Origin of the sequence: Azospira inquinata (genome assembly GCF_018905915.1) — a bacterium.
In the GTDB taxonomy this organism is placed as follows: Bacteria; Pseudomonadota; Gammaproteobacteria; order Burkholderiales; family Rhodocyclaceae; genus Azospira; species Azospira inquinata.
In genome coordinates this window covers 1877207-1902059 of record NZ_CP064782.1, presented here as the reverse complement: position 1 = coordinate 1902059, position 24853 = coordinate 1877207, and the positions used below count along the sequence as shown (strand labels likewise).

The 24853-nt window shown below is 66.9% G+C and carries 22 protein-coding genes and 1 riboswitch; of the genes, 9 read left to right on the top strand and 13 right to left on the bottom strand.

The annotated features are described in order from the left end of the window. Positions 1 to 42 precede the first annotated feature (42 nt). Positions 43 to 867, bottom strand: a complete 825-nt coding sequence (locus Azoinq_RS08740; protein WP_216129944.1) for an undecaprenyl-diphosphate phosphatase — start codon at positions 865 to 867, stop codon at positions 43 to 45. A gap of 364 nt (positions 868 to 1231) precedes the next feature. On the opposite strand from Azoinq_RS08740, the gene Azoinq_RS08735 reads away from it, so the two are divergent. Genes Azoinq_RS08735 through Azoinq_RS08725 form a run of 3 tightly spaced genes read left to right on the top strand, consistent with a single transcriptional unit; the run spans position 1232 to position 4048 of the window. Then, positions 1232 to 2749 (top strand): chloride channel protein, encoded by a 1518-nt coding sequence (locus Azoinq_RS08735; RefSeq protein WP_216129946.1) that lies wholly within the window; start codon positions 1232 to 1234, stop codon positions 2747 to 2749. After that, on the top strand, positions 2746 to 3843 hold the full coding sequence (locus tag Azoinq_RS08730) for an NADH:flavin oxidoreductase/NADH oxidase (RefSeq protein ID WP_216129948.1): 1098 nt from the start codon (positions 2746 to 2748) through the stop codon (positions 3841 to 3843). Before Azoinq_RS08735 ends, Azoinq_RS08730 begins: the two co-directional genes overlap by 4 nt. Before the next feature lie 37 nt (positions 3844 to 3880). Continuing rightward, the gene (locus Azoinq_RS08725) at positions 3881 to 4048 is read left to right on the top strand and encodes a hypothetical protein (protein ID WP_216129950.1); all 168 of its coding nucleotides are present in this window, start codon (positions 3881 to 3883) and stop codon (positions 4046 to 4048) included. Positions 4049 to 4215: 167 nt separating this feature from the next. Here Azoinq_RS08725 and Azoinq_RS08720 read toward each other — a convergent pair whose 3' ends face one another. From Azoinq_RS08720 to thiC, 10 genes are all read right to left on the bottom strand, one after another. Next, on the bottom strand, positions 4216 to 4824 hold the full coding sequence (locus Azoinq_RS08720) for a dimethylsulfonioproprionate lyase family protein (protein ID WP_216129952.1): 609 nt from the start codon (positions 4822 to 4824) through the stop codon (positions 4216 to 4218). A 2-nt stretch (positions 4825 to 4826) separates the two neighbouring features. Continuing rightward, the gene (locus Azoinq_RS08715; RefSeq protein WP_216129954.1) at positions 4827 to 5813 is read right to left on the bottom strand and encodes a class I SAM-dependent methyltransferase; all 987 of its coding nucleotides are present in this window, start codon (positions 5811 to 5813) and stop codon (positions 4827 to 4829) included. A gap of 1 nt (position 5814) precedes the next feature. After that, on the bottom strand, positions 5815 to 7095 hold the full coding sequence (locus tag Azoinq_RS08710) for an O-acetylhomoserine aminocarboxypropyltransferase/cysteine synthase family protein (RefSeq protein WP_216129956.1): 1281 nt from the start codon (positions 7093 to 7095) through the stop codon (positions 5815 to 5817). Positions 7096 to 7201: 106 nt separating this feature from the next. Then, positions 7202 to 7678: a GNAT family N-acetyltransferase gene (locus tag Azoinq_RS08705; RefSeq protein WP_216129958.1), complete on the bottom strand. Its 477-nt coding sequence runs from the start codon at positions 7676 to 7678 to the stop codon at positions 7202 to 7204. Between the two features lie 52 nt (positions 7679 to 7730). Further along, positions 7731 to 8186: a hypothetical protein gene (locus Azoinq_RS08700; RefSeq protein WP_216129959.1), complete on the bottom strand. Its 456-nt coding sequence runs from the start codon at positions 8184 to 8186 to the stop codon at positions 7731 to 7733. After that, positions 8176 to 8643, bottom strand: coding sequence for a MarR family winged helix-turn-helix transcriptional regulator (locus Azoinq_RS08695; RefSeq protein ID WP_216129961.1), 468 nt, complete (start codon positions 8641 to 8643; stop codon positions 8176 to 8178). Before Azoinq_RS08695 ends, Azoinq_RS08700 begins: the two co-directional genes overlap by 11 nt. 129 nt (positions 8644 to 8772) lie before the next feature. Next, positions 8773 to 9039 carry a YkgJ family cysteine cluster protein gene (locus Azoinq_RS08690; protein WP_216132097.1) on the bottom strand — a complete coding sequence of 89 codons (267 nt, stop codon included), beginning with the start codon at positions 9037 to 9039 and terminating at the stop codon, positions 8773 to 8775. Between the two features lie 246 nt (positions 9040 to 9285). Then, positions 9286 to 10026, bottom strand: a complete 741-nt coding sequence (locus Azoinq_RS08685) for an NADPH-dependent oxidoreductase (protein WP_216129963.1) — start codon at positions 10024 to 10026, stop codon at positions 9286 to 9288. Positions 10027 to 10089: 63 nt separating this feature from the next. Continuing rightward, positions 10090 to 12474: a phosphoketolase family protein gene (locus Azoinq_RS08680; protein WP_216129965.1), complete on the bottom strand. Its 2385-nt coding sequence runs from the start codon at positions 12472 to 12474 to the stop codon at positions 10090 to 10092. 689 nt (positions 12475 to 13163) lie between these two features. Further along, on the bottom strand, positions 13164 to 15080 hold the full coding sequence (gene thiC, locus Azoinq_RS08675) for a phosphomethylpyrimidine synthase ThiC (protein ID WP_216129967.1): 1917 nt from the start codon (positions 15078 to 15080) through the stop codon (positions 13164 to 13166). A 90-nt stretch (positions 15081 to 15170) separates the two neighbouring features. Continuing rightward, a riboswitch (TPP riboswitch) is annotated at positions 15171 to 15290 on the bottom strand. A 249-nt stretch (positions 15291 to 15539) separates the two neighbouring features. Between thiC and Azoinq_RS08670 the strand changes: the two genes are divergently transcribed. From Azoinq_RS08670 to Azoinq_RS08655, 4 genes are all read left to right on the top strand, one after another. Continuing rightward, the gene (locus tag Azoinq_RS08670; RefSeq protein WP_216129969.1) at positions 15540 to 17096 is read left to right on the top strand and encodes a carbonic anhydrase family protein; all 1557 of its coding nucleotides are present in this window, start codon (positions 15540 to 15542) and stop codon (positions 17094 to 17096) included. 742 nt (positions 17097 to 17838) lie between these two features. Then, positions 17839 to 18492, top strand: coding sequence for a protein-L-isoaspartate O-methyltransferase family protein (locus Azoinq_RS08665; RefSeq protein ID WP_216129971.1), 654 nt, complete (start codon positions 17839 to 17841; stop codon positions 18490 to 18492). 7 nt (positions 18493 to 18499) lie between these two features. Further along, the gene (locus Azoinq_RS08660; protein WP_216129973.1) at positions 18500 to 18823 is read left to right on the top strand and encodes a rhodanese-like domain-containing protein; all 324 of its coding nucleotides are present in this window, start codon (positions 18500 to 18502) and stop codon (positions 18821 to 18823) included. 7 nt (positions 18824 to 18830) lie between these two features. Further along, a complete protein-coding gene (locus tag Azoinq_RS08655) occupies positions 18831 to 20189 on the top strand; it encodes a TolC family outer membrane protein (protein WP_216129975.1) in 1359 nt (452 codons plus the stop codon). A gap of 395 nt (positions 20190 to 20584) precedes the next feature. Here the strand turns inward: Azoinq_RS08655 and waaA are convergent, their stop codons facing one another. Both waaA and waaC read right to left on the bottom strand, forming a co-directional pair. Further along, complete coding sequence (gene waaA / locus Azoinq_RS08650) at positions 20585 to 21883, bottom strand: lipid IV(A) 3-deoxy-D-manno-octulosonic acid transferase (protein ID WP_216129977.1); 1299 nt, start codon at positions 21881 to 21883, stop codon at positions 20585 to 20587. A 2-nt stretch (positions 21884 to 21885) separates the two neighbouring features. After that, a complete protein-coding gene (gene waaC / locus Azoinq_RS08645) occupies positions 21886 to 22914 on the bottom strand; it encodes a lipopolysaccharide heptosyltransferase I (RefSeq protein WP_216129979.1) in 1029 nt (342 codons plus the stop codon). Between the two features lie 128 nt (positions 22915 to 23042). Between waaC and Azoinq_RS08640 the strand changes: the two genes are divergently transcribed. Next, entirely contained in the window at positions 23043 to 23849 is an 807-nt protein-coding gene (locus Azoinq_RS08640) for a glycosyltransferase family 2 protein (RefSeq protein ID WP_216129981.1), read from the top strand. Beyond that, on the top strand, positions 23846 to 24853 hold the full coding sequence (locus Azoinq_RS08635) for an NAD-dependent epimerase (protein WP_216129983.1): 1008 nt from the start codon (positions 23846 to 23848) through the stop codon (positions 24851 to 24853). The genes Azoinq_RS08640 and Azoinq_RS08635 overlap by 4 nt, the downstream gene beginning before the upstream one ends.

The window sequence follows — 24853 nt, the reverse complement described above, 5'->3', positions numbered from 1 at the left end:
GGGGGCGGGAGGGAAATGGCCCCGACCCGCCCCGCAGGCGGATCAGTCCGCCGCCCAGCTCACCAGGCCGGAATAGGCAGAGCCCAGGACCACCAGACCGAAGGCGATGCGATACCAGGCGAAGACGGTGAAATCGTGGCTACTGATATAGCGGAGCAGCCAGCGCACGCAGAAAAAGGCGGACACGAAAGCGGCCACAAAGCCCACCACCCACATGCTCAGGTCCGCCCCGTGGAGCAGGGCCCGTTCCTTGTAAAGCTCGTAGAAGGTCGCCACCCCCAGGGTGGGAATGGCCAGGAAGAAGGAAAATTCCGTGGCCGCCTGGCGGGAAAGGCCGAACAACATGCCGCCGATGATGGTGGAACCGGAGCGGGAGGTGCCCGGGATCAGGGCGAAGGCCTGGGCAATGCCCAGCTTCATGGCATCCAGCACGGTCATGTCATCCACCGTTTCCACCCGCACCCGGTGCTGGCGCCGCTCCGCCCAAAGAATGACGAAGCCGCCCAGAATGAAGGCGGAGGCCACAGTCAGGGGATTGAACAGATGGGCCTTGATGGCCTTGCCGAAAAGCAGGCCCAGCACCGCCAGGGGCACGAAGGCCACGGCCAGATTCAGGGTCAGGCGCCGGGCCAGCCGCTCCCGGGGCAGGCCCCGGATTACCCCGGCAATACGCACCCGGTATTCCCAGCACACGGCCAAAATGGCTCCGAACTGGATAACGATTTCAAACAGCTTGCCCCGTTCGTCGTTGAAATGGAGCAGGGCGCCGGTAAGGATCAGGTGGCCCGTGGAGGACACGGGGAGGAACTCGGTGAGCCCTTCCACAATGCCGAGAATGAGGGCCTTGGCCAGTAGGAGCAAATCCATGGGGAATATCCCGGGAGGAGGAAAGCCCCGCATTATACCGGCCTCCCCTGCCAGGCTGGGGACGGGGGCGACGGTGGGCAGGAGGCATGGGGGGCGGGGGCTGCCGTCTGCCGTCTGCCGTCTGCCGTCTGCTTCCTGCTTCCTGCTTCCGGGCTACGGGCTACGGGCGACAGCCCCACCACCGGAGATACCGGCCCGTGGGCCAACGTCATACCGCCCTTCGCCCTTCACAAGAAGCGCCACCGACCTGATCCTCTAGCGCCCCCCGGCCATAGGCTCACGGGAAGCGGCCAGGGACGGTCCGGGGGCGGGACTTCCGGGCTCGGGTGACCTAGAATCCAGTCTTTGCTTTCCCCTTGGCCCCATGTCCCCTCCCACCCCCGACCCCTGGCGTTCCCCCGGTCACCGGCCTGGCGGCTCCTGGGCCTTTGTCCGGCGCCGTAACCTGGCGTATCTGAAACTCTGGTCCGGGCGGCTGGCCTTCTGGATCGGCGCCGTGGGGGTGGGGCTCCTGGCCGTGGCCTTTGCCCGGCTGTCGGACTGGGCCTCCCGGCAGTTTCTCGGGGCCACCCACCACTGGTTCTGGCTGCCCCTGGTGGCCGGCCCCCTGGGCGGAATGGCCTGTCTGTACCTGACCCGGCGCTATTTTCCCGGGGCCGAAGGCAGCGGCATTCCCCAGGCCATGGCCGAATTGCAGCGCCCGGAACACGGGCTCTGGCGGCCTCTGGTCTCCCTGCGCATTGTGGTGGGCAAAATGCTGATCGGCGCCGGGGCCGTGGGCTGCGGCTTTTCCATGGGGCGGGAAGGGCCCACGGTGCAAGTGGGGGCCTCCCTCATGGACGCCATCCACCGCTGGCTGCCCCCCGCCCTCCATGTGCAACGCTCCCATCTGGTGGTGGCCGGGGGAGCCGCCGGGATTGCCGCCGCCTTTAACACCCCCCTGGCGGGCATTGTGTTCGCCATTGAGGAAATGAGCCGGGGGGTGGAATCCCGCATGAGCGGTCTGGTAATTACGGCCATTGTGCTGGCCGGGGTGGTGTCCCAATCCCTCCTGGGGGGCGGCCATTATTTTGGCCACATTCTGGTGGCGGAAAGCAACCGGATGGATCTGGCCCGGGCGGTGCTGGTCAGTTTTCTCGTCTGCGGTCTAGCCGGGGGCCTGTTTTCCCGCATGATGGTGCTGGCGGCGGGCAACTGGCAGGGGGCCCTGGCCCGCCTGCGCAAAGAACGGCCCTACCACTTCGTCGCCGCCTGCGGTCTGCTCCTGGGGGCCCTGGGCATGGTCTGCGGCGGCCTCACCTTCGGCAGCGGCTACGATCCTACCCACCAGGCCCTGCTGGGGGTCCGGGAACTGCCCTGGTATTTCGCCCCGGCCAAATTCGTGGCCACCGTGGTCTCCTACCTGACCGGTCTGCCCGGGGGCATTTTCGCCCCCTCCCTGGCCGTGGGAGCCGGGCTCGGCTCCACCCTCACCCACATCGCCGGGCAGGGGGAACCCACGGGCCTGCTGCTCATTCTCTGCATGGCCGGATTTCTGGCCGCCGTGACCCAGGCCCCCATCACCTCCTTCGTCATTGTCATGGAAATGGTGGATGGCTACAGCATGGTCATCGGCCTCATGGCCACGGCCCTGCTTTCCTCCGGCCTGTCCCGCCTGTTCAGCCCGCCCCTCTACCGCACCCTGGCGGCGGGCATGGTGGCCCGCCAGCCCAAGGCACCGCCCCCGCCACCGGCGGCGGACCCGGCAACGGCGGCGGACCCGGCCCCGGTCCCACCGGTCGCCCCAGAACCGCCCCCGGAAACTTCCCATGAGGCGGGGCCCCAGGGAGAGCTGCCTCTGGCCCCCGTCACCCCCGATCAGCCTAGGAAGCCCCAACCATGACCAGCCCCCTATTCACCCCTTTCCAACTTGGCGCCCTGTCCCTGGCCAACCGTATCGTCATTCCCCCCATGTGCCAGTACTCGGCCCAGAACGGGGAAGTGGGGGACTGGCACCTGATGCACCTGGGCAACCTGTCCCACAGCGGCGCCGGGCTGCTCATTGCTGAGGCCACGGCGGTGGTGCCGGAAGGCCGGATCAGCCCGGCCTGCCCCGGGCTCTGGAATGAGGCCACGGAAGCCGCCTGGGCCCGGGTAATCCGGGCCATCCGGGCCTATTCCCCCATGCCCCTGGCGGTCCAGCTGGCCCACGCCGGGCGCAAGGCCTCCACCCGCCGCCCCTGGGAAGGCCATGGCCGGGTGGCCCCGGAGGACGGGGGCTGGCAGACCGTGGCCCCCTCCCCCCTAGCCTATAGCGCCGACTATCCCCAGCCCCGGGAAATGATGCCGGAGGAACTGGCGGCGCTCCCGGGCCAATTTGCCCAGGCCGCCCAGCGGGCCGCCCGGGCGGGCTTTGACGCCATTGAAATCCACGCCGCCCACGGCTACCTGCTGCACCAATTTCTCTCCCCCTTGAGCAACCAGCGCCGGGACGGCTACGGGGGCAGTCTGGAAAACCGCCTGCGTCTCACCCTGGAAGTGTTCGCCGCCGTGCGGGCCGCCTTCCCCGCCCAACGGCCCGTGGGCATTCGCCTTTCCGCCACGGATTGGGTGGAAGGGGGCTGGGACCTGGACCAGACGGAAATCCTCACCCGGGAACTGGCCGCCCGAGGCTGCGCCTTTTTCCATATTTCCACCGGGGGCCTTTCCCCCTTGCAGCAGATTCACCCGGAACCGGGCTACCAGCTGCCCTTCGCCCGGCGCATCAAAGCCGCCACCGGCATCCCCACCATCGGCGTCGGCCTGATCACCGCAGCCCGTCAGGCAGAAGGCGTGATCCAGGCGCAAGATGCGGACCTGGTGGCCATCGGCCGGGCCATGCTCTACAACCCCCGCTGGCCCTGGCATGCGGCGGCGGAACTGGGCGCCCAGATCAGCGCCCCGCCCCAGTTCTGGCGCAGCAATCCGGCCAACGTCCGCCCCTTCCGCCAAGATTAAGTCCGGCCCCTCCAACCCTTACCCATCAGGCAATCCCATGAGCCAAGCCCAAGACCCCCAAGAACCCAAACCCAGCAAGACCCCCCTCATCCTGGGCCTTATTTTCGTCATCCTCATGGTGGTCCTGATCGGCGGCATGTGGGCCATCGACTACTACAACGCCCCGGAAAACCAGCAGGCCGTCCACGCGGCGGATGACAACTAGGGGCCCCAGGGGCCCAGGTAGCATAAAGTTCTTGGGGGCTTTCCCCACCGCTAAGCGGGGTTCGAGGGATAGGATTTTCGTAGGCTAATGCCTTCCTGCCGCCCCCAACAGCCCGGCCATTGATCCCCGGGAAAGGTCCGTTCCTCCCCTGGAAATCCCCCCGCTTTTCAGTCCAGCACCGACCCCACGTCCACCGCCCCGGTCCAGGTGTAGGCCGCCAAGAGGGGGGCGTCGCCGGTGGTCATGGCGTGGGGGAGGTTTTCCCCGTGCAGCAGGTAATCCCCGGGGATAGGCTCACTTAGCTGGTCTCCGGCCTGCCAGCGGGCAGTGCCGCTCAGGAGGTAATAGGTTTCCACCGCCGGATGGTGGTGGCGGGGATAGGCGGTATGGGGCGCCAGGGCGGTGAGGCCCAGGCAGAGATGGGGATGGGGCAGAGGCGCTTCCGGGCCCACCAGCTCGGCCCAGGCCAGAAGGTTTTCCAAACCGTCCTGGGGGGCATAACCGTAGCGCCACGGGAGGCCGGCCAGGAGGGGGCGAAAGGCATCCAGCACCTGCCCTGCCGGGCCCTGGCCCACTGGCAGGGCTTGCAGCTCCGCCAGCACCGGATGGTCCCGGCCCTGCACCTGCCCCGGGGGGGATTCGGGCAATTCCCACAAAGCCAGCACCCGGGCCAGTTCCCGGCCCAGGGCATCATCCCGCCGGGCCCGCCAGGCATAGTCCCGGCGCAGGGCCGCCAGGGCCCCAACCACCGTCGCCAGAGAAACCGGGGTAGCCATGGCTAGAGGGGGCGGGAGCGCAGGGCCACGTAGGTATGGCCGATGGCTTCGCCCCCTTGATAGGCGGCCCAGGCCTGGAACGGGTCCAGGCGCTTGGGGGCGAGCCGGGCTTCGATGGCCTCCGCCTGCTGGCCTGAGCTTTCCAGGGCCACCCCAGCGAAGGCCTGCTCCAGATCCGCCGCCCGGTAGAAGTGGAAGGGGCCGTACCCCGCTTCCTGCTGGGCGGCGTGGCCCGGGATCACCGCATCCCCTTCCACCTGGACCTTCCAGCCATAGGTGTAGATGTCCGCCCGATAGCCCGCCAGCCGGGCCATTTCCCCATAGACAGCCAGGGGAATGCGGCTACCCAGCATGGAAAGCACGGCGCCACCGGGTTTGAGAAAGCCCCGGGCCTGGACTAGGGCCAGATAGTGGAGGGAGAGCAGGTGCTCCCCCACCAGGGCGGGCACGGGTTCGGGCCGGGGGGGCAGGTGGGCGGTGCTGGTGCGCCCCTCTTCCAGGCGGGCCGGGTCCCCGATGGGCACATTGGGCAGATTTTCGTAGATCAGGTCGTAGCGGGCCCCGTAGGGGGCCAGGGGCGCCAGCAGATCGCCGTGGCCCCCTTCCACGATGACCCGGGTGGGATGGCGCAGATTGCTGAGAATGTTCCGGTAGGCGGCACTCACCACGGTTTCGTGCACATCCGTAATGCCGATCCGGGTGGCCCCCAGGGTTTCCACGGCGGCCAGGGCGTCCAGCCCCACCCCGGTGCCCAGGGCGCAAAAGGCGGCCTGATCCCCCTGATACTGGCGGATCAGCTTAAAGGCGGGCACGGCCACGCTGGCCACCCAGTCTTTGCGCAAATCCTCCGTATCGGGCAGGCAGGCCCGGCTATCCACCAGGATGTCCAGAGAGGGCAGGAGGCTTTCCAGGGGTCGGGCCAGGTTGAAGTAACGGCGGCTATCCACCGCCAGATGGAGGGCGGGGCTGGGGGCAAGGGGGGCGTTCATATCACTCCTTGGCGCTCAAGGCCTGGGCGAAATCGGCCAGGATATCGGCGGTGGTTTCTATGCCCAGGGAGACCCGGATCATGTCCCGGCTAATGCCTGCCAGGGCCAGTTGGGCCTCGTCCAACTGGGCATGGGTGGTGGAAGCGGGATGGAGCACGTAGGTGCGAGCGTCCCCCACATGGACCGCCAGGGTGGTGAGCTTGAGCCGTTTGACGAAGCGGTTGATGGCGGCAAAATCCCCCCGCAGGCCGAAGGTGAGCACCCCGCCGCCCCAGGGCTGGTTGAAATAGCGGCCCAGCCGCTCCCGGCCAGGAACGGAAAGGCCCGGGTAATTGACCCAGCTCACCTCCTCCCGGGCGGAAAGGAATTCGGCCAGGGCCAGGGCATTGCGGCTGTGGGCTTCCAGGCGCAGGGGCAGGGTTTCCAGGCCTACGGTAAACAGGAAAGCGTTCTGGGGATTCAGGCAGGCGCCGAAGTCCCGCAGCATGTGGGCCCGGGCCTTGATGATGAAGGGGCTTTGGGGAAAATCCTGGGCATAGCGCACCCCGCCGTAGCTCTCGTCCGGCTCGGTGAAATCCGGGAATTTGCCCTTATCCCAGGCATAGCCGCCCCCCTCCACCACCACCCCGCCAATGCTGGTGCCGTGGCCGTCCATGTACTTGCTGGCGGAATGGGTGACGATGTGGGCGCCATGGCGAAAGGGATTGCACAGCACGGGGGAAGCCAGGGTGTTATCCACCACAAAGGGCACGTCAAAACGCCGGGACAGCCCGGCCAGCTTATCGAAATCCAGGATATTCAGCCCCGGATTACCGATGGTTTCCCCGAACAGCACCCGGGTATTGGGGCGGAACAGGCGGGCAATCTCCTCCGCCGGGGCCTCCGGGTTAAAAAAGCTGGTGCTGATGCCGAACTTGGGCAGGGTGTTGTGGAGCAGGGAAAAGGAGCCGCCGTAAAGGGTGGCCGCCGCCACCACATGGTCCCCGGCGTGGAGCAGATTGGTCATCACCAGGGCATTGGCCGCCTGACCGGAGGCCGTGGCCACCGCCGCCACGCCCCCTTCCAGGAGATTCACCCGCTGCTCAAAGGCGCTCACCGTGGGATTGCCGGTGCGGGAATACTTGAAGCCGAATTCCTGGAGGGTCATGAGCCGGTGCAGCTGCTCCAGATCGTCGTAGCGGTAGGTGGTGCTTTGCACAATGGGGGGAATGCGGGGTTCCCCCACCCGGGGCGTGTAGCCCCCCTGCACACACAAGGTGCCCTGACTGAATGCGGTATCCATGGCCCGTGCCCCAGAAAGAGAGGAACCCAGTCTAGGCCCCCGCCCCCGGCGGCCCAAGGACCGTAAATCCATAAGCATATAGCGGGGGTGGCATATGGCCCGGCTTCTATAGATTCAGGCGTAGATGGATCAGGGCCATGGGGTAGCCGAACCAGTCCTGCCGTTCCTCCAGGCCGTAGGGCACAAAGCCCAGGTGGTGATAGAACAGGAGCCCGGCTCCGTTGCCTTGAAAACAGGATACGGTCAAAGCCCGGGCCTGGTGCCCGGCCCGGGCCCGTTCCCCCATGGCGGCCATGAGATGACGGCCCACGCCCCGGCCCCGGGCTTCCGGCGCCACCACCACATGGCCCACGGCCCAGTCGCCCCCCGGGGCCCAGCGGTAAAAATCGGCAAAGGCCAGCACCCGCCCCGCCTCCGTCACCACCGTGGCATCCCGGCGGGGCGCCACCGCCTCCGCCAGCTGGTCCGGCGTGAGGGGATAACGGCCTCGGGGAAAGAGGAAAAACAGCTCTTCCTGGCTTTGGGGAAAGGCGCAAATGGTGGGCAAGTCCTCCGGCGCCAGGGGACGGGTCTGGAAGGTCATGGGTGGCAGCAAGAAAATGGAAAAGAGTGCAGGAACCGGGGGATAGCCCGCCCTAAGCCTCAGCGGGAGCGGACCGGGTCCGGCCCCGGGCGAGGCGGAGGCCATCCCGGATATTCAGGCCCATGAGCCCCAGATTCACCGCCCCGGCCGCCAGTTCCAGGGCCTGGACCCGGTAAAAGCCCAGGTCGAATATCCCGGCGGAGGCCTTGGCGCTCAGGTAAAGGGCGGCGGGAATCAGGATCAGCAGGCCGTTAATGGCGATGATGGGCATGCGCCGGCGCTTGGCCTGAAGGCAGGCATGGCTCCCCTTGCCCCCCAGGGCAAAACCACTGGCCCCGGCAAAGACCATGGCGGGAATGAAAAATATAAAAGCGTAGGGAATGGCCTGCTTCACCCAGACCACGGCCCGAACCTCCAGAAACAACTCGGCCACCAGGGTGGAGAGCCAGAAACAGGCGATGCAGGCAAAGGCCAGCACCCCGGCCAGGGCGTGAAACTTAGGCTTCATGGTCATCTCCCCCCCGGGGACGCCCGTGGCGGGCAGCCAGGGTCTCCAGCACTTTCAAAGTCACCGCCAGCTCTTCCGGGGAAAACGCCTGGGCAACGGTCCGGGTATGTTCCTTCCAGGCCTGGTCGATGCGGGAGAACAGGGCCCCTCCCTCAGAGGTCAGGTAATACAGGGGAGAACGGGCGTGGGCGGGATTGGGGCGCTTTTCCATCAAGCCATCGGCCACCAGCAGATTCAACTGCTTCTGGGCCCCCTGGCGGCTCACCCCCATCCGAGCCCCCATCTGGGGCGCCGTCAAAGGCCCCCCGGCCTGGGCCAGGGCCCCCAGAATCTGCCAGCGGGCGCTGGTCACTCCCAGAGGCTCAGCGAAAGCATCCCCCCACTCCAACAGACACCCATTGGCCCGAAAAACGGCCACCACCGTATCGGACAGCAACTGACTGGAATCCTGGACCATGGGGCCCTCCCGAGGGCATTAAGTTGGCAACCAGTTTCCATTATTGGAAACCAGTTGTCAACTAACAGGGAGGACAAAGTCGCGTCTGGCCCCCCCATCAGCCCGGGGTGCTGGCTGGGGGAACCGGCCCTAATCCGGCGCTTCCGGCGCCGTCAAAACCTCCAGCCGGGCCAGCCAGATCAGGGCGTAGTCTCGATTAGAACCGCACATGTCGGGGGAGGCCTGGAGGCCGCCGCAGCAGGCGGGGCGGTCCGGGTGGTGGAAGAGTTCGCAGCGCAGGTCGGGGGTGAGATGGGGACAGGGCACCCCGGCAGGCTTGCCGCCGGGCAGGCCCGGGAGGGGGCTGGAGATTGAGGGGGCGATGCAGCAGGCGCCGCAGCCGGGGCGGCAGTCCATCAGGGCCACCCGGCGCCAGAGGGCGGAACCAGCCCCCAGGGAGAAAGAGGCACCACCGGGCACAAAGGGCCAGGGGGCACGCCCCGGACGGCCAAAGCCCCCGGGATGTCCAGAATGCCCGGAGTACCCAGAGCACCCGAAGCCCCCAAAATGCCCGGGGCACATGGAGAACCCGGCGCACCTGGAAAGCCCGTGGGCCCAGAAAAGCCGGAGGAGCCGGGGGCGGCTCCAGCCGCCCTCGCCCCCCTATTTATCATTACTGAAGCCCTGCTTTTTTGCCACCGGGTAGGTCAGGGGGAAGTAGACCTGTTTGTAGGCGGCGGCGGTGTTTTTGGACCAGGAGAGGCCATCGTTACGGCCGATTTCCCGCCAGTAGTCCAGCAGATTCCGGTCATAGGCCAGGATGGCGGGGGCTAGGGCCTGGGCCTGATAGCTTTCGTCGTGGCGGAAGGAGGAGGTGGGCAGGCGGGGTTTCTGGGTGGCCGGGGTATTCACATGGCCGATGGCCACGCCGGCCAGGGGGAAGGTGAGGGGCGGCAGTTCCAGGAGGTCGATGACCGCCTGGGGGTCCCGGCGGAAACCACCGATGGGCACCACCCCCAGGCCCAGGGAGCGGGCGGCGGTCATCAGGGTGCCCAGGGCAATGCCCCCATCCACGGCGCCCACCGTATAGCCTTCCAGGCTTTCGTGGATCAGCTGCTTTTCCCCCGCCACTTCCACCCCGACCCGGGTTTTGTAGAAGTCCATGAGCACCACGATGAAGACCGGGGCCGTGGCGATCCAGGGCTGGCCCCCGGCGATTTCCGCCAGACGGGCCCGTTTTTCCGGGGCCCGCACCACCACCAGGGAAACCTGCTGGCCGTTCATGGAGGTGGGGGCCCGATGGGCGGCTTCCACAATGGCATCCAGGCTCAGGTCACTGATGGGGGCGGTGGAAAAATCCCGGTCGCTGCGGTGGCTGTGGAGCAATTCCATCGTTGCATTCATGTCGTCTGTTCTCCAGATTAAGGGCCGGGCCGCCGTCGCGGGGCCCGGCCAAAGGGGGCGGGATTAGCGGCCTTTCAGCCCGGCCCAGCGCCAGTTGGTGATTTCCGGGGCATCGATGCCCCAGGTATGGGCGTATTCCCGGCAGGCCTGCTGCCGTTCCCGCAGGGCCTGCTTGACGTGGGCCCCGGCCACCTGGAGCCGGGGCACCCGGTCCAGGATGTCGATGGCCAGGGTGTAGCGGTCGATTTCGTTTTCCATGGCCAGTTCCAGGGGGGTGGTGATACTGCCCTTTTCCTTGTAGCCCCGCACGTGCATCCGGTCGTGGTTGGGCCGCCGGTAGGCTAGGCGGTGGATAAGCCAGGGATAGCCGTGGAAATTGAAGACCACCGGCTTGTCCGCGGTAAACAGGCTCAGGTAATCCCGCTCCGCCAGACCGTGGGGATGCTCTTCCGCCGGGGCCAGGGTGAATAAATCCACCACATTGACGAAGCGCAGGCGCAGATCGGGGAAATGGGTGAGGAGCAGTTCCACCGCCGCCAGGGCTTCCTGGGTGGGCACGTCGCCGCAGCAGGCCAGCACCGCCTCCGGCTCCCCGTCCCCGTCGCTGCTGGCCCAGTCCCACAGGCCGATGCCCCGCTCGCAGTGGCGCAGGGCCGCCTCCGGGCTCAGGTACTGGAGGTGGGACTGCTTATCCGCCACCAGCACATTGATCACGTCCGTTTCCCCCAGGCAGCGGTCCGCCACCGCCAGCAGGCAATTGGCGTCCGGGGGCAGGTAGATGCGGGTGACCTCCGGGCTCTTATTCACCACCAGATCGAGAAAACCCGGGTCCTGGTGGGTAAAGCCGTTGTGATCCTGACGCCATACGGTGGAGGTAATGAGCAGATTGAGGGCCGCCACCGGCGCCCGCCAGGGCACGGCCCGGGCCATTTCCAGCCACTTGGCGTGCTGGTTGAACATGGAGTCGATGACGTGGGCGAAGGCTTCGTAGGTGGAAAGAAAGCCGTGGCGGCCGGAGAGCAGATAGCCTTCCAGCCAGCCTTCCAGGGTGTGCTCGGAGAGCATTTCCATGACCCGGCCATCCGCCGCCAGATGGCCTCCGTCCCCGTCTTCCGGACGGCGCTCCGCCAGCCAGGTTTTGCCGCTGGCCTCGAACACGGCTTGGAGCCGGTTGGAAGCGGTTTCGTCCGGGCCGAAGACCCGGAAATTATCCGGATTGGCTCGCAGCAGATCCGCCAGATAGGCCCCCAGGGGGGCGGTGTTTTCCACGGAACTGGCGGCGGGGAATTCCACCTTCACCCCATGGGCGCGCCAGTCGGGCCGCTCCAGGGGACGGCGGCCCAGGCCCCCGTTGGCGTAGGGGCAGGCGCTCAGGCGCCGTTCGCCCCGGGGCGCCCAATCCATTAATTCGGGCTGGGGCCGGCCCTCCGGGGTGAACAATTCTTCGGGCCGGTAGGAGGCCAGCCACTGGGCCAGCTGCTCCAGGTGCCGGGGATTATGCCGGGGGTCGGAGAGGGGCACCTGGTGAGCCCGCCAGGTGCCTTCCACCTGATGGCCGTCCGCCTCTTTGGGGCCGGTCCAGCCCTTGGGGGAAATGAGGATGACCATGGGCCAGCGGGGCCGCTGGGCCGGGGCCGAGCCCGCCTGGCGGGCCGCCCCCTGAATGGCCCGGATTTCCGCCAGACAGTCTTCCATGGCGGCAGCCATGCCCTGGTGCATGGCTTCCGGCTCACTCCCTTCCACCACCCGGGGAGCCCAGCCGTAACCGGCGAACAGGGCCAGCAGCTCTTCCCGGGGAATGCGGGCCAGGAGAGTGGGGTTGGCGATTTTGTAGCCGTTGAGGTGGAGGATGGGCAGCACCGCCCCATCCCGTACCGGATTGAGGAATTTGTTGGAATGCCAGGCGGTGGCCAGGGGCCCGGTTTCCGCCTCCCCGTCCCCCACCATGGCCGCCACCACCAGATCCGGGTGGTCGAAGGCGGCCCCGAAGGCGTGGGAAAGGCTGTAGCCCAGTTCCCCCCCTTCGTGGATGGAACCGGGCACTTCCGGGGTGCAATGGCTGCCGCTGCCCCCGGGGAAGGAAAATTCCCGGCAGAAGCGGGTCAGGCCCGCCAGCCCCCAGCCCCGATCCGGGTAGCGTTCCCCGTAGGTGCCTTCGAGCCAGGCCGGAGCCAGCACCCCGGGGGCGCCGTGGCCGGGCCCGGCGATGAACAGGGCGGGGAAATCGTCCCGCTTCACCAGCCGGCTCAGATGGGCATAGGTGAAGGCGATGCCCGGGCTGGAGCCCCAGTGGCCCAGGGGCCGGTGCTTCACCTGTTCGGCCCGGAGGGGCTCGGCCAGCAGGGGATTGTCCCGCAGGTAAATCATGGCCGCCCCCAGATAGGTGCAGGCCCGCCACCAGGCGTGGAGACGCCGGAGTTCGTCGGAGGAAAGAGGCGTGGCTGTCATGATAGGCAAGGTCCATGGCCGGCCCGGAGCCCGGGCCAAGGGGAGCTATGGTAGGCCGGGGAGCGGGGTGCCGTCACGGGGCACATCAAGGCAAATACAGAAGCATATTGGCGGAAACGGGGGGCAGGCTGGAAACAGGCGGTTTTGGCGGTTCTCTAAGGCTATAGGGCGGAGCCCGGGAAAAGACGGGGGCCGGAAGGGCCAGCCCTCGGGAACGGGCGTCCTGATTGCCGCTCCTGGAAGTTAAAAGCTAGATCGCCTATCCACGGCCCTCACCGGGCGGTTTTTGGGCGGGCTGGGAAAAGTTTTGAGGCCGAAGGGGGCTGGCAGCTCCCTTTGCTGCGGTTTCCGCAGCGCCCTGGCGGCCCTTTGGGGGTTCCCCTTAGGCTACCGGAGGCTCCGGGAAACCCCAGAGGAAGGGGAAGCCGGAGGGGCGAATACTACGGGAGAAAACCCGGTCTTCACTGGCAGCGCCAGCAACACCGGTGGCACCAGGGGCATAGGCGGCCCATGGCCCGTTCCCCGACCCCCCTGATTTCCAGAGGCGGGACGAAGGGCCGGTGAGAGTCGCCGGTGGCCTGATCGGGCCGGTCCTCAAAACTTTCGGCCAGCCTTGCCCCCTCCTCGAAGGCGGGGCGATAGCTAGGCCAGCGCCCCCAGGCAAGGGCCCCCACCGGGCGACCGCCGGATCAGGCCTTGCGGTACAGCTCGGCGCCGCTTTTGAGGAATTCCACCGACTTGGTTTCCATGCCCTTGGAGAGGGCGGTTTCGGCGCTCACTCCCTGGGCGGCGGCGAAATCCCGCACGTCCTGGGTGATTTTCATGGAGCAGAAGTGGGGGCCGCACATGGAGCAGAAGTGGGCCAGCTTGGCGCCGTGCTGGGGCAGGGTTTCGTCGTGGAATTCCCGGGCCTTGTCCGGGTCCAGACCCAGGTTGAACTGGTCGTCCCAGCGGAATTCAAAGCGGGCCTTGGAGAGGGCGTTGTCCCGGATCTGGGCGCCCGGATGGCCCTTGGCCAGGTCGGCGGCGTGGGCCGCCAGCTTGTAGGTGATGATGCCTTCCTTCACGTCCTGCTTGTCCGGCAGGCCCAGGTGTTCCTTGGGGGTGACGTAGCAGAGCATGGCGGTGCCGTACCAACCGATCTGGGCAGCGCCGATGGCGCTGGTGATGTGGTCGTAGCCCGGGGCAATGTCCGTGGTCAGGGGGCCCAGGGTGTAGAAGGGGGCCTCCTTGCACCACTCCAGCTCCTTCTCCATGTTTTCCTTGATGCGCTGCATGGGCACGTGGCCCGGGCCTTCGATCATCACCTGGACGTCGTGCTTCCAGGCGATCTGGGTCAGTTCCCCTAGGGTTTCCAGCTCGCCCAGCTGGGCCTCGTCATTGGCGTCGTAGATGGAGCCGGGGCGCAGGCCATCCCCCAGGGAGAAGGCCACGTCATAGGCCTTCATGATCTGGCAGATGTCCTCGAAATGGGTGTAGAGGAAGCTTTCCTGGTGGTGGGCCAGGCACCACTTGGCCATGATGGAGCCGCCCCGGCTGACGATGCCGGTCATGCGCTCGGCGGTCATGGGGATGTAGCGCAGCAACACCCCGGCGTGGATGGTGAAGTAATCCACCCCCTGCTCCGCCTGCTCGATCAGGGTGTCCCGGAAAATTTCCCAGGTCAGGTCCTCCGCCTTGCCATTCACCTTTTCCAGAGCCTGGTAGATGGGTACGGTGCCGATGGGCACCGGGCTGTTGCGGATAATCCATTCCCGGGTTTCGTGGATGTTCTTGCCGGTGGACAGGTCCATCACCGTGTCCCCGCCCCAGCGGATGGACCAGGTCATTTTGTCCACCTCTTCCCCGATGGAGGAAGAGACGGCGGAATTGCCGATATTGGCGTTAATTTTCACCAGGAAATTGCGGCCGATAATCATGGGCTCGGTTTCCGGGTGATTGATGTTGGCCGGAATAATGGCCCGGCCGGCGGCCACTTCCTGGCGCACGAATTCCGGGGTGATCTCTTCCGGAATGGCGGCGCCAAAGCGCTCACCGGGGTGCTGGCGGCCCAAGAGCTTCACCAGCCGCTGGCCCTGGGGACCGGAGGCCGCCAGGCTTTCCAGGTACTGGCGCCGGTTCAGGTTTTCCCGCAGGGCGATAAATTCCATTTCCGGGGTGATGATGCCCTGGCGGGCGTAGTGCATCTGGGTCACATTGGCCCCGGCCTTGGCCCGGCGGGGCTTGCGGTGCAGGCCGGGAAAACGCAGGGGGTCCAGGGCCGGATCGGCGGCCCGCTGACGGCCATAGGCGGAAGACAGGCCGTCCAGCAGGGCCGTATCCCCCCGTTCCTCAATCCAGGCCTGGCGCAGGGCGGGCAGGCCGGAACGGATGTCGATGGTGGCCGCCGGGTCCGAATAGGGACCGGAACAGTCGTACACGTAAATGGGGGGATTCTGTTCCCCACCCATGGCCGTGGGGGTGTCGGCCTGGGAAATTTCCCGCATGGGCACCCGCAGATCCGGCCGGGACCCGGTGACATAAATCTTCCGGGAATTAGGCAGGGGCTGGATGGCGGCCTGATCCACCTGGGCGGCGGCGGCGACGAATTGATCCTGGGCGTTCATGGGGACTCCTTGGGCGGCGGTGAGGCAAAAAGGCAAGGGCGCGGCGGGAGCGGGATGGGGCAGGACGGCGGAGTCCCCGGGGGACGATGGACGCTGCGGTGTTCGCTTCCCTACGACGGCATTACCCGTACAGGTTCGAAGGGTATTTCTCAGCCGAAAGGCCGGTCGCCACTGGCTTTCCCCGCTTTTTCGGCACCCCTTGCGTACGGCCCGCAAGGTACTGGAAAGCCCCCGGAATTGCAAGGTGACCGCCCGCGCCCCTAAAGATTCCCCGCCACCGTCCGAAAAGGGTAGTGAGGCAAAGGCCAAAGGGGGTTCCGTACCCTATCCCCGCCCGCGCCCGGGCGCCGGGGCCCTTTTCCCCCACGCCCGCCAGGAAGGCCGCCCGACGGTCTTGCCGCCCCATTCAGCCCGTCCGGAGGCCGGACACCCTGTCCCCCGGGCCCAAGGGAGTTATTCATGCCGTTTTTCCGCCGCCCCCGTCTTTCCCGCGCCTGTTGCCACGGCCTTCTGGGCCTGGCAGCCCTGGGCTGGGCCTGCGCCGCCCAGGCCCTGGCCCCCACCAAGACCGGGGACGCGGGACGCCAGTGGGACACCCTGTCCACCCAGACGGGCAAGCAGATCGACATTGACCGGTCCAGCATCAAGAAGGAAGAAGCGGGCCGCATCACCGCCTGGGGCCGCATGGTGCTCAACCACGACCTGCCCGACGCCCAGAGCGGCGGCAGCTACCGAAGCATCGAGGTGCTGGGCCGTTACGATTGCAGCGGCCGCACCTACGCCACCTTGAAGCGCATCTACGTCAAAGCCTCCGGGGAAGTGCTGCGGGAAGAGGAACAGAAGGTGCTGGCGGACATGCCGGTGCATAGCAATACCCTGGACGACAAGGTGCTGCGCACGGTCTGCCGCCCCACCTCGGCCAAGGAACTGCGCAAGGCGGCAATGGGCACGGCGGTGAAGGCCAGCGACGTGGCCGATGCCCTGAAGGAAGCCAACGACAAGCTGCTCAAGAAAACCCTGGGCAAGGACAAAAAAGCCGGCCCCCGCCATAAGGACGATCTGGCCAGCAGCGCCGGGGGCAGCGACCCCAAGGGCAGCAAAGCGGAAAAGGGGGAAAAGGCAGAGAGGGGAGAGAAGGCGGAAGCCGCCGACCCGGATACCCTGGAAATTAAACCGCCCCGGTCCACGTACCGGGCGCCCCAACCCCGGCCCCGCAAACCGGTGCGCCACACCCCGCCTCGCCCCGCCACCCCGGCCAGCCCGACCACCGGCGCTACTGACACATCGGCGGCCGGCAACGCCCATGGGGCAAGCACGGCAACGGCAGACGGCCACGGCGGCGCCCCCCATTGGGATTACGAGGGCGCCAACGGGCCGGAGAACTGGGCCAATCTGAGCCCGGATTTCCACGCCTGCGCCGACGGCCATCGCCAATCCCCCATCGACATCCGGGACGGCATCAAGGTGGATTTGCCCCCCATCCGCTTCAACTACGCCCCCTCCCACTTCCAGATCGTAGATAACGGCCACACCCTCCAGGCCACCCTGGGCAACGGCAGCCTGACCCTGATGGGCAAGCCCTATGTGTTGAGCCAGATCCATTTCCACCATCCGGCGGAAGAAAAGGTGAACGGCCAGAGCTTCCCCCTGGTGGCCCATCTGGTGCATCGCTCGGCGGACAACCGGCTGGCGGTGGTGGCGGTACTGTTCACCCCGGGCAAGGAAAATCCGGCCCTGCAAACCCTCTGGGACTACATCCCCCTGGAACGGAACGCCCCGGTAGCACCTCCGGACGCGGCCATCGACCTCAACCAGCTGCTGCCGGACCAGCGGGACTACTACACCTACATGGGTTCCCTCACCACCCCGCCCTGCACGGAAGGGGTGCTGTGGCTGGTGCTGAAACAGCCGGTGGAAGTGTCCCCGGATCAGCTGGCCATTTTCGCCCGCCTCTACCCGGCCAACGCCCGCCCCATCCAGCCCCGGGGCGACCGGCTCATCAAGGAATCCCGGTAGGGACGGAGAGTAAGACCATCCCTGGGGCACGGGGGACGGAGTCGCAACGGCGCGGAATGGAGCGGGGGGCGGAGGCGCTGAGGCGGCCGCCCTTCGCCCTTCGCCCTTCGCCCTTCGCCCTTCGCCCCTTCGCCCCTTCGCCCCTTCGCCCCTTCGCCCTTCCACCCTTCCACCCTTCCACCCTTCCACCCTTCTGCCCTCTGCCCTCTGCCCTCTGCCCTCTGCCGTTTCCCATTGCGTTACCTGCCGCCTATCGCCTGACACTGGGAACTAGGGGGCCGAGCGCTGGCGGCTGAACCGGGCCGCCCGGGCGCGGCCGCCAGCGCCGTGCCATCTGACCGTTGCCACACACGTCCCGACCCCTCCGACCTGCCGACCTGGGGCCATCTCCGCTTGAATCCGCCCCCCTGAAGTGCCCGCCGCCCCGCGCCCTTGGCGACGCTCCCAGCTGAGCTTCCTGATAACGCCGCCCCTCAGCCCGTCCCCGGCAGTCCTCCTTCCGAACAAGCGCCCCGGCCCCCTGCCGGAACGGAAAGCTCCCCGCTCACCCCCCTCCCCTTGGCCGCCTTCCTCCTCCGTTTCCCGGCACCAGCCCGGCCCCAGCCGCCCCTGGCTTGGCGCTCTGACCGGAGACCTCCGCCCCCGGCGATGAAGGCAAACGGCTCGGGTATAATTGGTTTTTGTCGAGACATTAATATTAGCTTGCGCTAATATTCACCCACGGGGACAAGAGACAATGGAAATGAACCTGGAAAAAGCCCGCTTCAACATGATCGAACAACAGATCCGGCCCTGGGACGTGCTGGATCAATCCGTGCTGGACCTGCTCTGCGTGGTCAAGCGGGAAGAGTTCGTCCCCGCTGCCTACCAGAACCTGGCCTTCGCCGATCTGGAAATCCCCCTGGGTCACGGCGCCACCATGCTGTCCCCCAAATTCGAAGCCCGCATTCTGCAAGAACTGGCGGTACGTAAGACGGACAAGGTGCTGGAAATCGGCACGGGCTCCGGCTACATGGCCGCCCTCCTGGGCGCCCGGGCCCAACAGGTGACCACCCTGGAACTGGTGCCGGAGCTGGCCAAGCAGGCCAAGGCCAATCTGAACAAGGCCGGGGCCACCAATGTGGCGGTGGAAACCGCTGATGGCGCCCTGGGTTGGGCGGCCGGCGCCCCTTACGACGTGATCGTGGTGTCCGCCTCCCTGCCCTTCCTGCCCGAAGAACTCCTGGCCCAACTCAAAGTGGGCGGCCGCCTCGCCGCCGTGGTAGGCGACGCCCCGGTCATGGAAGCCCAGCTGGTGACCTGCACCGCCGAAGGCCAGTACGACACGGAAAACCTTTTTGAAACCGTGGCCGCCCCCCTGACGGGCGCCAAGCAAAAGGAACGGTTCACGTTCTAAGGACCCCATGAAACAGATCACCCCCCGGGAGCTGGCCGACTGGCTAGCCGACCCTCAGCGCCCCCGCCCCGTCCTGCTGGACGTGCGGGAGCCCAATGAAGTGGCTTTCTGCGCCCTGCCGGACACGGTCTCCATGCCCATGGGCACGGTGCCCCTGCGCAAGGGAGAGCTGGACCCGGAGGCCGTCACGGTGGTGATCTGTCACCATGGGGGCCGCAGCTTCCAGGTGGCCCAGTATCTGGAACAGTCCGGTTTCAGCCACATCATCAATCTGGCCGGGGGCATGCACGGGTGGTCCTGCGAAGTGGATCCCTCCGTCCCCACCTATTGAGGCCTTTATGAAAGTCTGCCTGACGCCCCTCGCCCTGGCCCTGCTGCTGTGGGGTCAGGCCGCTGCCGCCGCCAACCTGGCCCAGATCTACCGGGAAGCCCAGGACAACGACCCCCAATTCGCCAGTGCCAAGGCCACCCTGGACGCCCACCGGGAAGCGGAAGCCCAGGGCCTCTCGGCCCTGTTGCCCAACGTCTCCCTGGGGGCCCGGGCCGGGCACAACAACGTGGATATGAGTATCCACGATCCGTCCGCCACCAAGGATTACAGCTATAACAACCACGGCTACACCCTGTCCCTCACCCAGCCCCTGTTCCGCTGGCAGAGCAAGGTGCAGTACGACCAGGCCAAGCTCCAGGTGGCCCAGGCCGAGGCCCAGTTTCTGCAAGCCAAGCAGGATCTGATTCTGCGCACGGCCCAGGCCTATTTCGACGTGCTCTACGCCCAGGAAAACCTGCGCGCCGTCCTGGCCCAGAAAGCGGCCATCGGCCAGCAACTGGCCCTGGCCAAGAAAAGCTTTGAAGTGGGCACGGTGACCATCACCGACACCCACGAAGCCCAGGCCCGCTACGATCTGGCCCAGGCCCAGGAAATCGCCGCCCGCAACGATCTGGAAATCCGGGAACGGACCCTGCAAGCCATAATCGGCAAGGAAGGGGGGGACCTGGCCCGGCTGCGCAACGGCATCGCCCTGAGCGGCCCCAAACCGGCCCTCATGAACGACTGGGTGAATGCGGCAGAAAACGGCAACATCGGCGTTCAGGTGCAACAGATCGGTTCCGACATCGCCTCCCGGGAAGTGGAAAAACAACGGGCCGGCCATTACCCCACGGTGGATCTGGTGGCCAGCCGCAACCTGAACAGCCAGGGCCGCAGCTACACCGGCGCCGCCATTCCGGGCTACACCGTCATGCCCATTCCCTCCCTGGACCAGACCACCACCACCTTAGGGGTCCAGGTGAATATTCCCCTCTACCAGGGGGGCTATGTGGTGTCCAAGCAGCGGGAAGCGGCGGCCAATTACCAGGCCTCCCTTTCCGGCCTGGAAAACGCCCGGCGTCAGGCGGCCCTGGGCGCCCGCCAGTATTTTCTCGGGGTCACCAACGGTCTGGCCCAGGTTAAGGCCCTGGAAGCGGCCAACGTTTCCTCCAAGTCCGCCCTGGATTCCAACAAGCTAGGCTACGAGGTGGGGGTACGCATCAACATCGACGTCCTCAATGCGGAACAACAGGTCTATACCACCCGCCGGGATCTGGCCAAGGCCCGCTTCGACACCCTCATGGCCCAGCTGCGCCTGAAAGCCGCCGTGGGTACCCTGGGGGATGAGGACGTCCAGCAGGTGAACGCCCTTCTGGACAGCCACTAGCGCCACCGGGTCCCCCAATCCCCCACCACTCCCCGCCCCATGGCCCTCTGGCCCGGACGGGGAGTTTTGTTTTGAGGGACGGGAATGGGGGCAGAGGAGACGAGGGCCTCCCGGTGTCACGGGCAGGCTGGACGACTGTGCTTGGGGCAAGGAGCAACTGGGTAGCGGTGGCTGGGAGGAGCAGGGCCGCCCGCAGGAGGGAAGTATGCCTTGGCCGGTGAGGATTATTCTCTTGGGCCTGTCTCGGGCTGCTGGGTCGCGGGTCGCGGGTCGCGGGTCGCGGCAATACGTTACCTCATCCCACGGCTCCGCAGCGGCGGAGGGTCAGGCCCACCGACCTTGGCACTTCCCCCTGCCCACCCCCACTTCCCCCAATGGGGAGCAACGCCCGGGATTCAGTGGCCCTGGCCCAATACGTCGGCAATCAGGGCCAGGGTTCGGGCGGTGGCGCCCCGGTGGGCGGCGGCGAAGGCCTGGGCGGACAGGGCCATGGCCCGGCGTTCCTCGGGCTGACGAAAGAGGCCGCCCACCTCATGGACCAGGGCTTCCGGGCCGGGCAGGCGGCGGGCGGCGCCGCAGGCCACCGCATCCGCCGCCGCCTGGGCGAAATTGAAGGTGTGGGGCCCCACCAGCACCGGGCAGCCGCAGGCCGCCGCCTCGATGAGGTTCTGGCCGCCGAAGGGCAGCAGACTGCCGCCAATCAGGGCCAGGTCGGCGCAGGTGTAATAGGCGGGCATTTCCCCCAGGCTATCCCCCAGCCACACCCGGGTTTCCGGCCCGGGCAATCCCTCGCTGCGGCGCACTAGGCTCAAGCCCCGCTGGCGCACCAGGTCCGCCACCCCGTCGAAGCGCTGGGGATGGCGGGGAACCAGCACCAGGAGCAGGCCGGGGATGGCTAGGTGCTCCAAGGCATCCAGCACCAGGGCTTCTTCCCCATCCCGGGTGCTGGCCGCCAGCCATACCGGCCGGTCCCCCAGGACGGCCTTCCAGCCCTGGCCCAGGGCCAGCTTGTCTTCCGCCGGGGTAACGTCGAATTTCAGGTTGCCGCAGACCGTGATCGGGTCCGCCCCCAGGGCGGCCAGGCGGCCCCCATCCACCTCGGTCTGGGCGGCCACGGCACTCAACAAGCCAAAGGCGGGGCGAAACAGCAGGGGCAGCCGGGCATAGCCCGCCGCGGAACGGGCGGAGAGGCGGGCGTTCACCAGCACCAGGGGTACCCCGGCCCGGTGTCCCGCCGCCAGCAGGTTGGGCCACAGCTCGGTTTCCATGAAGAGTCCCAAAACCGGACGGAAATGGCGGAAAAAGCGGGCCACCGCCCCGGGGAAATCATAGGGGGCGTAGACGTAGCTCACCCGATGCCCCTGATCGCCCCACATTTCCTGGGCCGTGGCCCGGCCCGTGGGGGTCATGCCGGTGAGGAGCAGATGATGGTCTGGGTAGGCCGCCAGCAGGGCCCGCACCAGGGGCTGGACCGCCCGGGTTTCCCCCACGGACACCGCATGGAGCCAGATCAGGGGGGGCGGCACGTGTCCAGACCAAGGGGGCAGTTCCCCGTAAAACCCCAGGCGTTCCCCCCAATGGGCCCGGTATTCGGGCTGGCGCCGAGCCCGGAGCAGCAGGCGTAGGACCACCAGGGGCGCCGCCAGATATAGGAGCAGGGAGTAGGCCCAACGGGCCAGCCGGGCAAAGGGCATGGTCAGGCGCCGCCGTTCTGGATCGGGGCAGACGCCGCCTCAGCGGGGCCCCGGGGGCCCGGCCCCTGGGGCGCGGCCAGGGCCCGATCCACCGCCCCCAGAATGGTACCCAGATCCGGAGGCAGGCCTTTTTTGCCGTAGCTGGCGCAAAAGCCGTCACCGAACACCGCCGCCTGTTCCCCATCCGAATCGCAGAAAATACCCACGGTGGGCCGCCCCAGGGCGGCGCCGAAATGGGTGAAGCCCGTGTCCAGACCCACCACCAGGCGGCTGCCAGCAAGGAAACGGGCTGCCGTACCCAAATCCATGAGGGGGGGCACCACGGCCCCGGGCAACTGGGCCGCTAGGCGCTCGCTACGGGCCCGTTCCTCAGTGCTGCCCCAGGGCAGCAGGGCAACGATACCGTCTTCCGCCAGACGCCGCCCCACGGCCAGCCAGTTGTCTTCCGACCAGAGCTTGGGCGGCCGGCTGGCGGCGTGCATCAGCACCCCGTAGGGGCCCGTAGGCAGCCAGTCCACCTCCAGGGGCTGGGCGTGGATGCCGTAGCGGGGCGCCTGATCCAGGGCATAGCCCAGGGCCCCCGCCGCCACGGCCCGGCAGCGATCCACCACATGGCGGGACCAGGCGATGGGCAGGCGCTGATCGTAGAAGCGGGCGGCCGCCCCCTCCTTGATGCTGTGCCGATCCCCCCCCACCACCACCCCGCCCCGGGCCAGCCGGGCCACGGCCACGCTTTTCAGCAGGCCCTGGGTATCCAGGATGTAGTCGTAGCTTTCCGCCTGAAGCTCCCGCCGGAAGCGGCCCATTTCCCCCCAGGTGGCCCCCGTCAGGAGATGTTTGCGCCAGCGCCGCCAAGCAATGGGAATGATCCGGCGCACCCCGGGGTGGAGGCGGGGAATGGGCACATAGGCCTCCTCCGCCACCCAATCCACCTGGGCGTCGGGGAAGTGGGCCAGGATGTCGGTAACCACCGGGCAGTTATGGACCAGATCGCCCATGGAGGACATTTTCACCAGGAGGATTTTCAGCATGAGGTCCGTCAGAAAAGGTACAGCTCCCGGGCATGGGGACGGTCGCCGCCAGGGGCGACTGGGTCTGGCCGGTTTGGGCCCGGCCCGGGAAGATTTAGAATAGGGGACTGTTTCCATTATACCTGTCCATGCCCGCCCCCTCCTCCGCCGCCCCCTGCGCCCCCCGGCCGCCCCTATCCGCCGTCCTCATCACCCTGAACGGCGCCCGCAGCCTGGACGCCTGTCTGGCCAGCCTGGGCTTTGCCGAGGAAATCCTGGTGGTGGATTCGGGCAGCACGGACGACACCCGGGCCATCGCCGCCCGCCACGGGGCCCGGGTTCTCCATCAGGACTGGCTGGGCTTCGGCCCCCAGAAGCAGTTTGCGGTGAGCCAGGCCCGCCATCCCTGGGTCTTCTGCATAGACGCGGACGAGGTGGTCAGCCCGGCCCTGGCCGCCAGCCTGGAGCAGGCCCTGACCCGGGCCGCCGGAGGGGACGGGCCCTACGCCTACGAGGTGCCCCGCTGTAACCGCTTTCTCGGCCGCTATCTGCGCCACGGGGAAGGCTATCCGGACTGGAATCTGCGGCTCTTCCACCGGGACCATGGCCGTTGGTCCGAAGACCCGGTCCATGAACATGTGCTGGCGGACGGGCCGGTGGAACGGCTTTCCGGGGACCTGCTCCATGACTCGGCGGAGTCCCTGGAACGCTACCTGGACAAGCAGAACCGCTACACCTCCCTGGCCGCCCAGGCGGCCCTGGCCCGGGGCAAAACCGTCACCCCGGCCCGGCTGGTGCTGTCCCCCCTGATCCGCTTCGTTAAATTCTATTTTTTGCGCCAGGGCTTCCTGGATGGAATGCCCGGCTTGGTGCATACCTGCATCGGCTGTTACAACAGCTTCTGCAAGTATGCGAAAATGTTGGATTCCCAGAAAACAAGGCCTTCCGGCAAATGAAAATTCTGCTCACCGGAGCCGCCGGCTTCATCGGCATGCACGTGGCCCAACGCCTCCTCGCCCGGGGAGACCAAGTGGTTGGGGTGGATAACCTCAACGACTACTACGACGTCACCCTGAAGGAAGCCCGACTCGCCCGCCTCACCCCCAACCCCGATTTCCACTTTGTGCGCCTGGACGTGGGCGACACCCCGGGCATGGCGGAACTCTTCGCCAAGGAAAAGCCCCAGCGGGTCATCCACCTGGCGGCCCAGGCCGGGGTGCGCTATTCCCTGGTCAATCCCCAGGCCTACGTCCAGTCCAATCTGACCGGCTTCGTCAATATCCTGGAAGGTTGCCGCCACAATCAGGTGGAACACCTGGTCTATGCCAGCAGCTCCAGCGTTTACGGGGGCAACAAAAAGCTGCCCTTCTCCGAACACGACAGCGTGGACCATCCGGTGAGCCTCTATGCGGCCACCAAAAAGGCCAACGAACTGATGGCCCACACCTATAGCCATCTCTTCGGCCTGCCCACCACCGGGCTGCGCTTTTTCACCGTCTACGGCCCCTGGGGTCGCCCGGACATGGCCCTGTTCCTGTTCACTAAAGCCATTCTGGAAGGCCGCCCCATCGACGTCTTCAACCACGGCAAGATGCAGCGGGATTTCACCTACATCGACGATATCGTGGAAGGGGTGCTGCGGGTGCTGGACCAACCGGCCCAACCCGATCCCAACTTTGATCCCCTGAATCCGGACCCGGCCCGCAGCAATGTGCCCTACCGGGTGTTCAACATCGGCAACCATCAGCCGGTGGAATTAATGACCTACGTCAGCACCCTGGAAGCCAATCTGGGTAAAGTGGCGGAAAAGAATTTCCTGCCCCTGCAAGACGGGGATGTGCCCGCCACCAATGCGGACACCTCCGAACTCCAGGCTGCCACCGGCTTCCGCCCGGCCACGCCGGTGAGCGAAGGGGTGGCCCGTTTCGTGGCCTGGTATCGGGATTACTACAAGGTTTGA

Bases quoted from the DNA above. Each gene is read 5' to 3' on its own strand.
- Azoinq_RS08720 (WP_216129952.1), bottom strand. From the start codon at position 4,824: ATGGCTACCCCGGTTTCTCTGGCGACGGTGGTTGGGGCCCTGGCGGCC.
- Azoinq_RS08695 (WP_216129961.1), bottom strand. From the start codon at position 8,643: ATGGTCCAGGATTCCAGTCAGTTGCTGTCCGATACGGTGGTGGCCGTT.
- Azoinq_RS08655 (WP_216129975.1), top strand. From the start codon at position 18,831: ATGAAAGTCTGCCTGACGCCCCTCGCCCTGGCCCTGCTGCTGTGGGGT.
- Azoinq_RS08700 (WP_216129959.1), bottom strand. From the start codon at position 8,186: ATGAAGCCTAAGTTTCACGCCCTGGCCGGGGTGCTGGCCTTTGCCTGC.
- Azoinq_RS08670 (WP_216129969.1), top strand. From the start codon at position 15,540: ATGCCGTTTTTCCGCCGCCCCCGTCTTTCCCGCGCCTGTTGCCACGGC.
- Azoinq_RS08690 (WP_216132097.1), bottom strand. From the start codon at position 9,039: ATGGACTGCCGCCCCGGCTGCGGCGCCTGCTGCATCGCCCCCTCAATC.
- Azoinq_RS08710 (WP_216129956.1), bottom strand. From the start codon at position 7,095: ATGGATACCGCATTCAGTCAGGGCACCTTGTGTGTGCAGGGGGGCTAC.
- Azoinq_RS08665 (WP_216129971.1), top strand. From the start codon at position 17,839: ATGAACCTGGAAAAAGCCCGCTTCAACATGATCGAACAACAGATCCGG.
- Azoinq_RS08725 (WP_216129950.1), top strand. From the start codon at position 3,881: ATGAGCCAAGCCCAAGACCCCCAAGAACCCAAACCCAGCAAGACCCCC.
- Azoinq_RS08685 (WP_216129963.1), bottom strand. From the start codon at position 10,026: ATGAATGCAACGATGGAATTGCTCCACAGCCACCGCAGCGACCGGGAT.
- Azoinq_RS08680 (WP_216129965.1), bottom strand. From the start codon at position 12,474: ATGACAGCCACGCCTCTTTCCTCCGACGAACTCCGGCGTCTCCACGCC.
- Azoinq_RS08735 (WP_216129946.1), top strand. From the start codon at position 1,232: ATGTCCCCTCCCACCCCCGACCCCTGGCGTTCCCCCGGTCACCGGCCT.
- Azoinq_RS08740 (WP_216129944.1), bottom strand. From the start codon at position 867: ATGGATTTGCTCCTACTGGCCAAGGCCCTCATTCTCGGCATTGTGGAA.
- Azoinq_RS08635 (WP_216129983.1), top strand. From the start codon at position 23,846: ATGAAAATTCTGCTCACCGGAGCCGCCGGCTTCATCGGCATGCACGTG.
- Azoinq_RS08660 (WP_216129973.1), top strand. From the start codon at position 18,500: ATGAAACAGATCACCCCCCGGGAGCTGGCCGACTGGCTAGCCGACCCT.
- Azoinq_RS08705 (WP_216129958.1), bottom strand. From the start codon at position 7,678: ATGACCTTCCAGACCCGTCCCCTGGCGCCGGAGGACTTGCCCACCATT.
- Azoinq_RS08715 (WP_216129954.1), bottom strand. From the start codon at position 5,813: ATGAACGCCCCCCTTGCCCCCAGCCCCGCCCTCCATCTGGCGGTGGAT.
- waaA (WP_216129977.1), bottom strand. From the start codon at position 21,883: ATGCCCTTTGCCCGGCTGGCCCGTTGGGCCTACTCCCTGCTCCTATAT.
- Azoinq_RS08640 (WP_216129981.1), top strand. From the start codon at position 23,043: ATGCCCGCCCCCTCCTCCGCCGCCCCCTGCGCCCCCCGGCCGCCCCTA.
- waaC (WP_216129979.1), bottom strand. From the start codon at position 22,914: ATGCTGAAAATCCTCCTGGTGAAAATGTCCTCCATGGGCGATCTGGTC.
- thiC (WP_216129967.1), bottom strand. From the start codon at position 15,080: ATGAACGCCCAGGATCAATTCGTCGCCGCCGCCGCCCAGGTGGATCAG.
- Azoinq_RS08730 (WP_216129948.1), top strand. From the start codon at position 2,746: ATGACCAGCCCCCTATTCACCCCTTTCCAACTTGGCGCCCTGTCCCTG.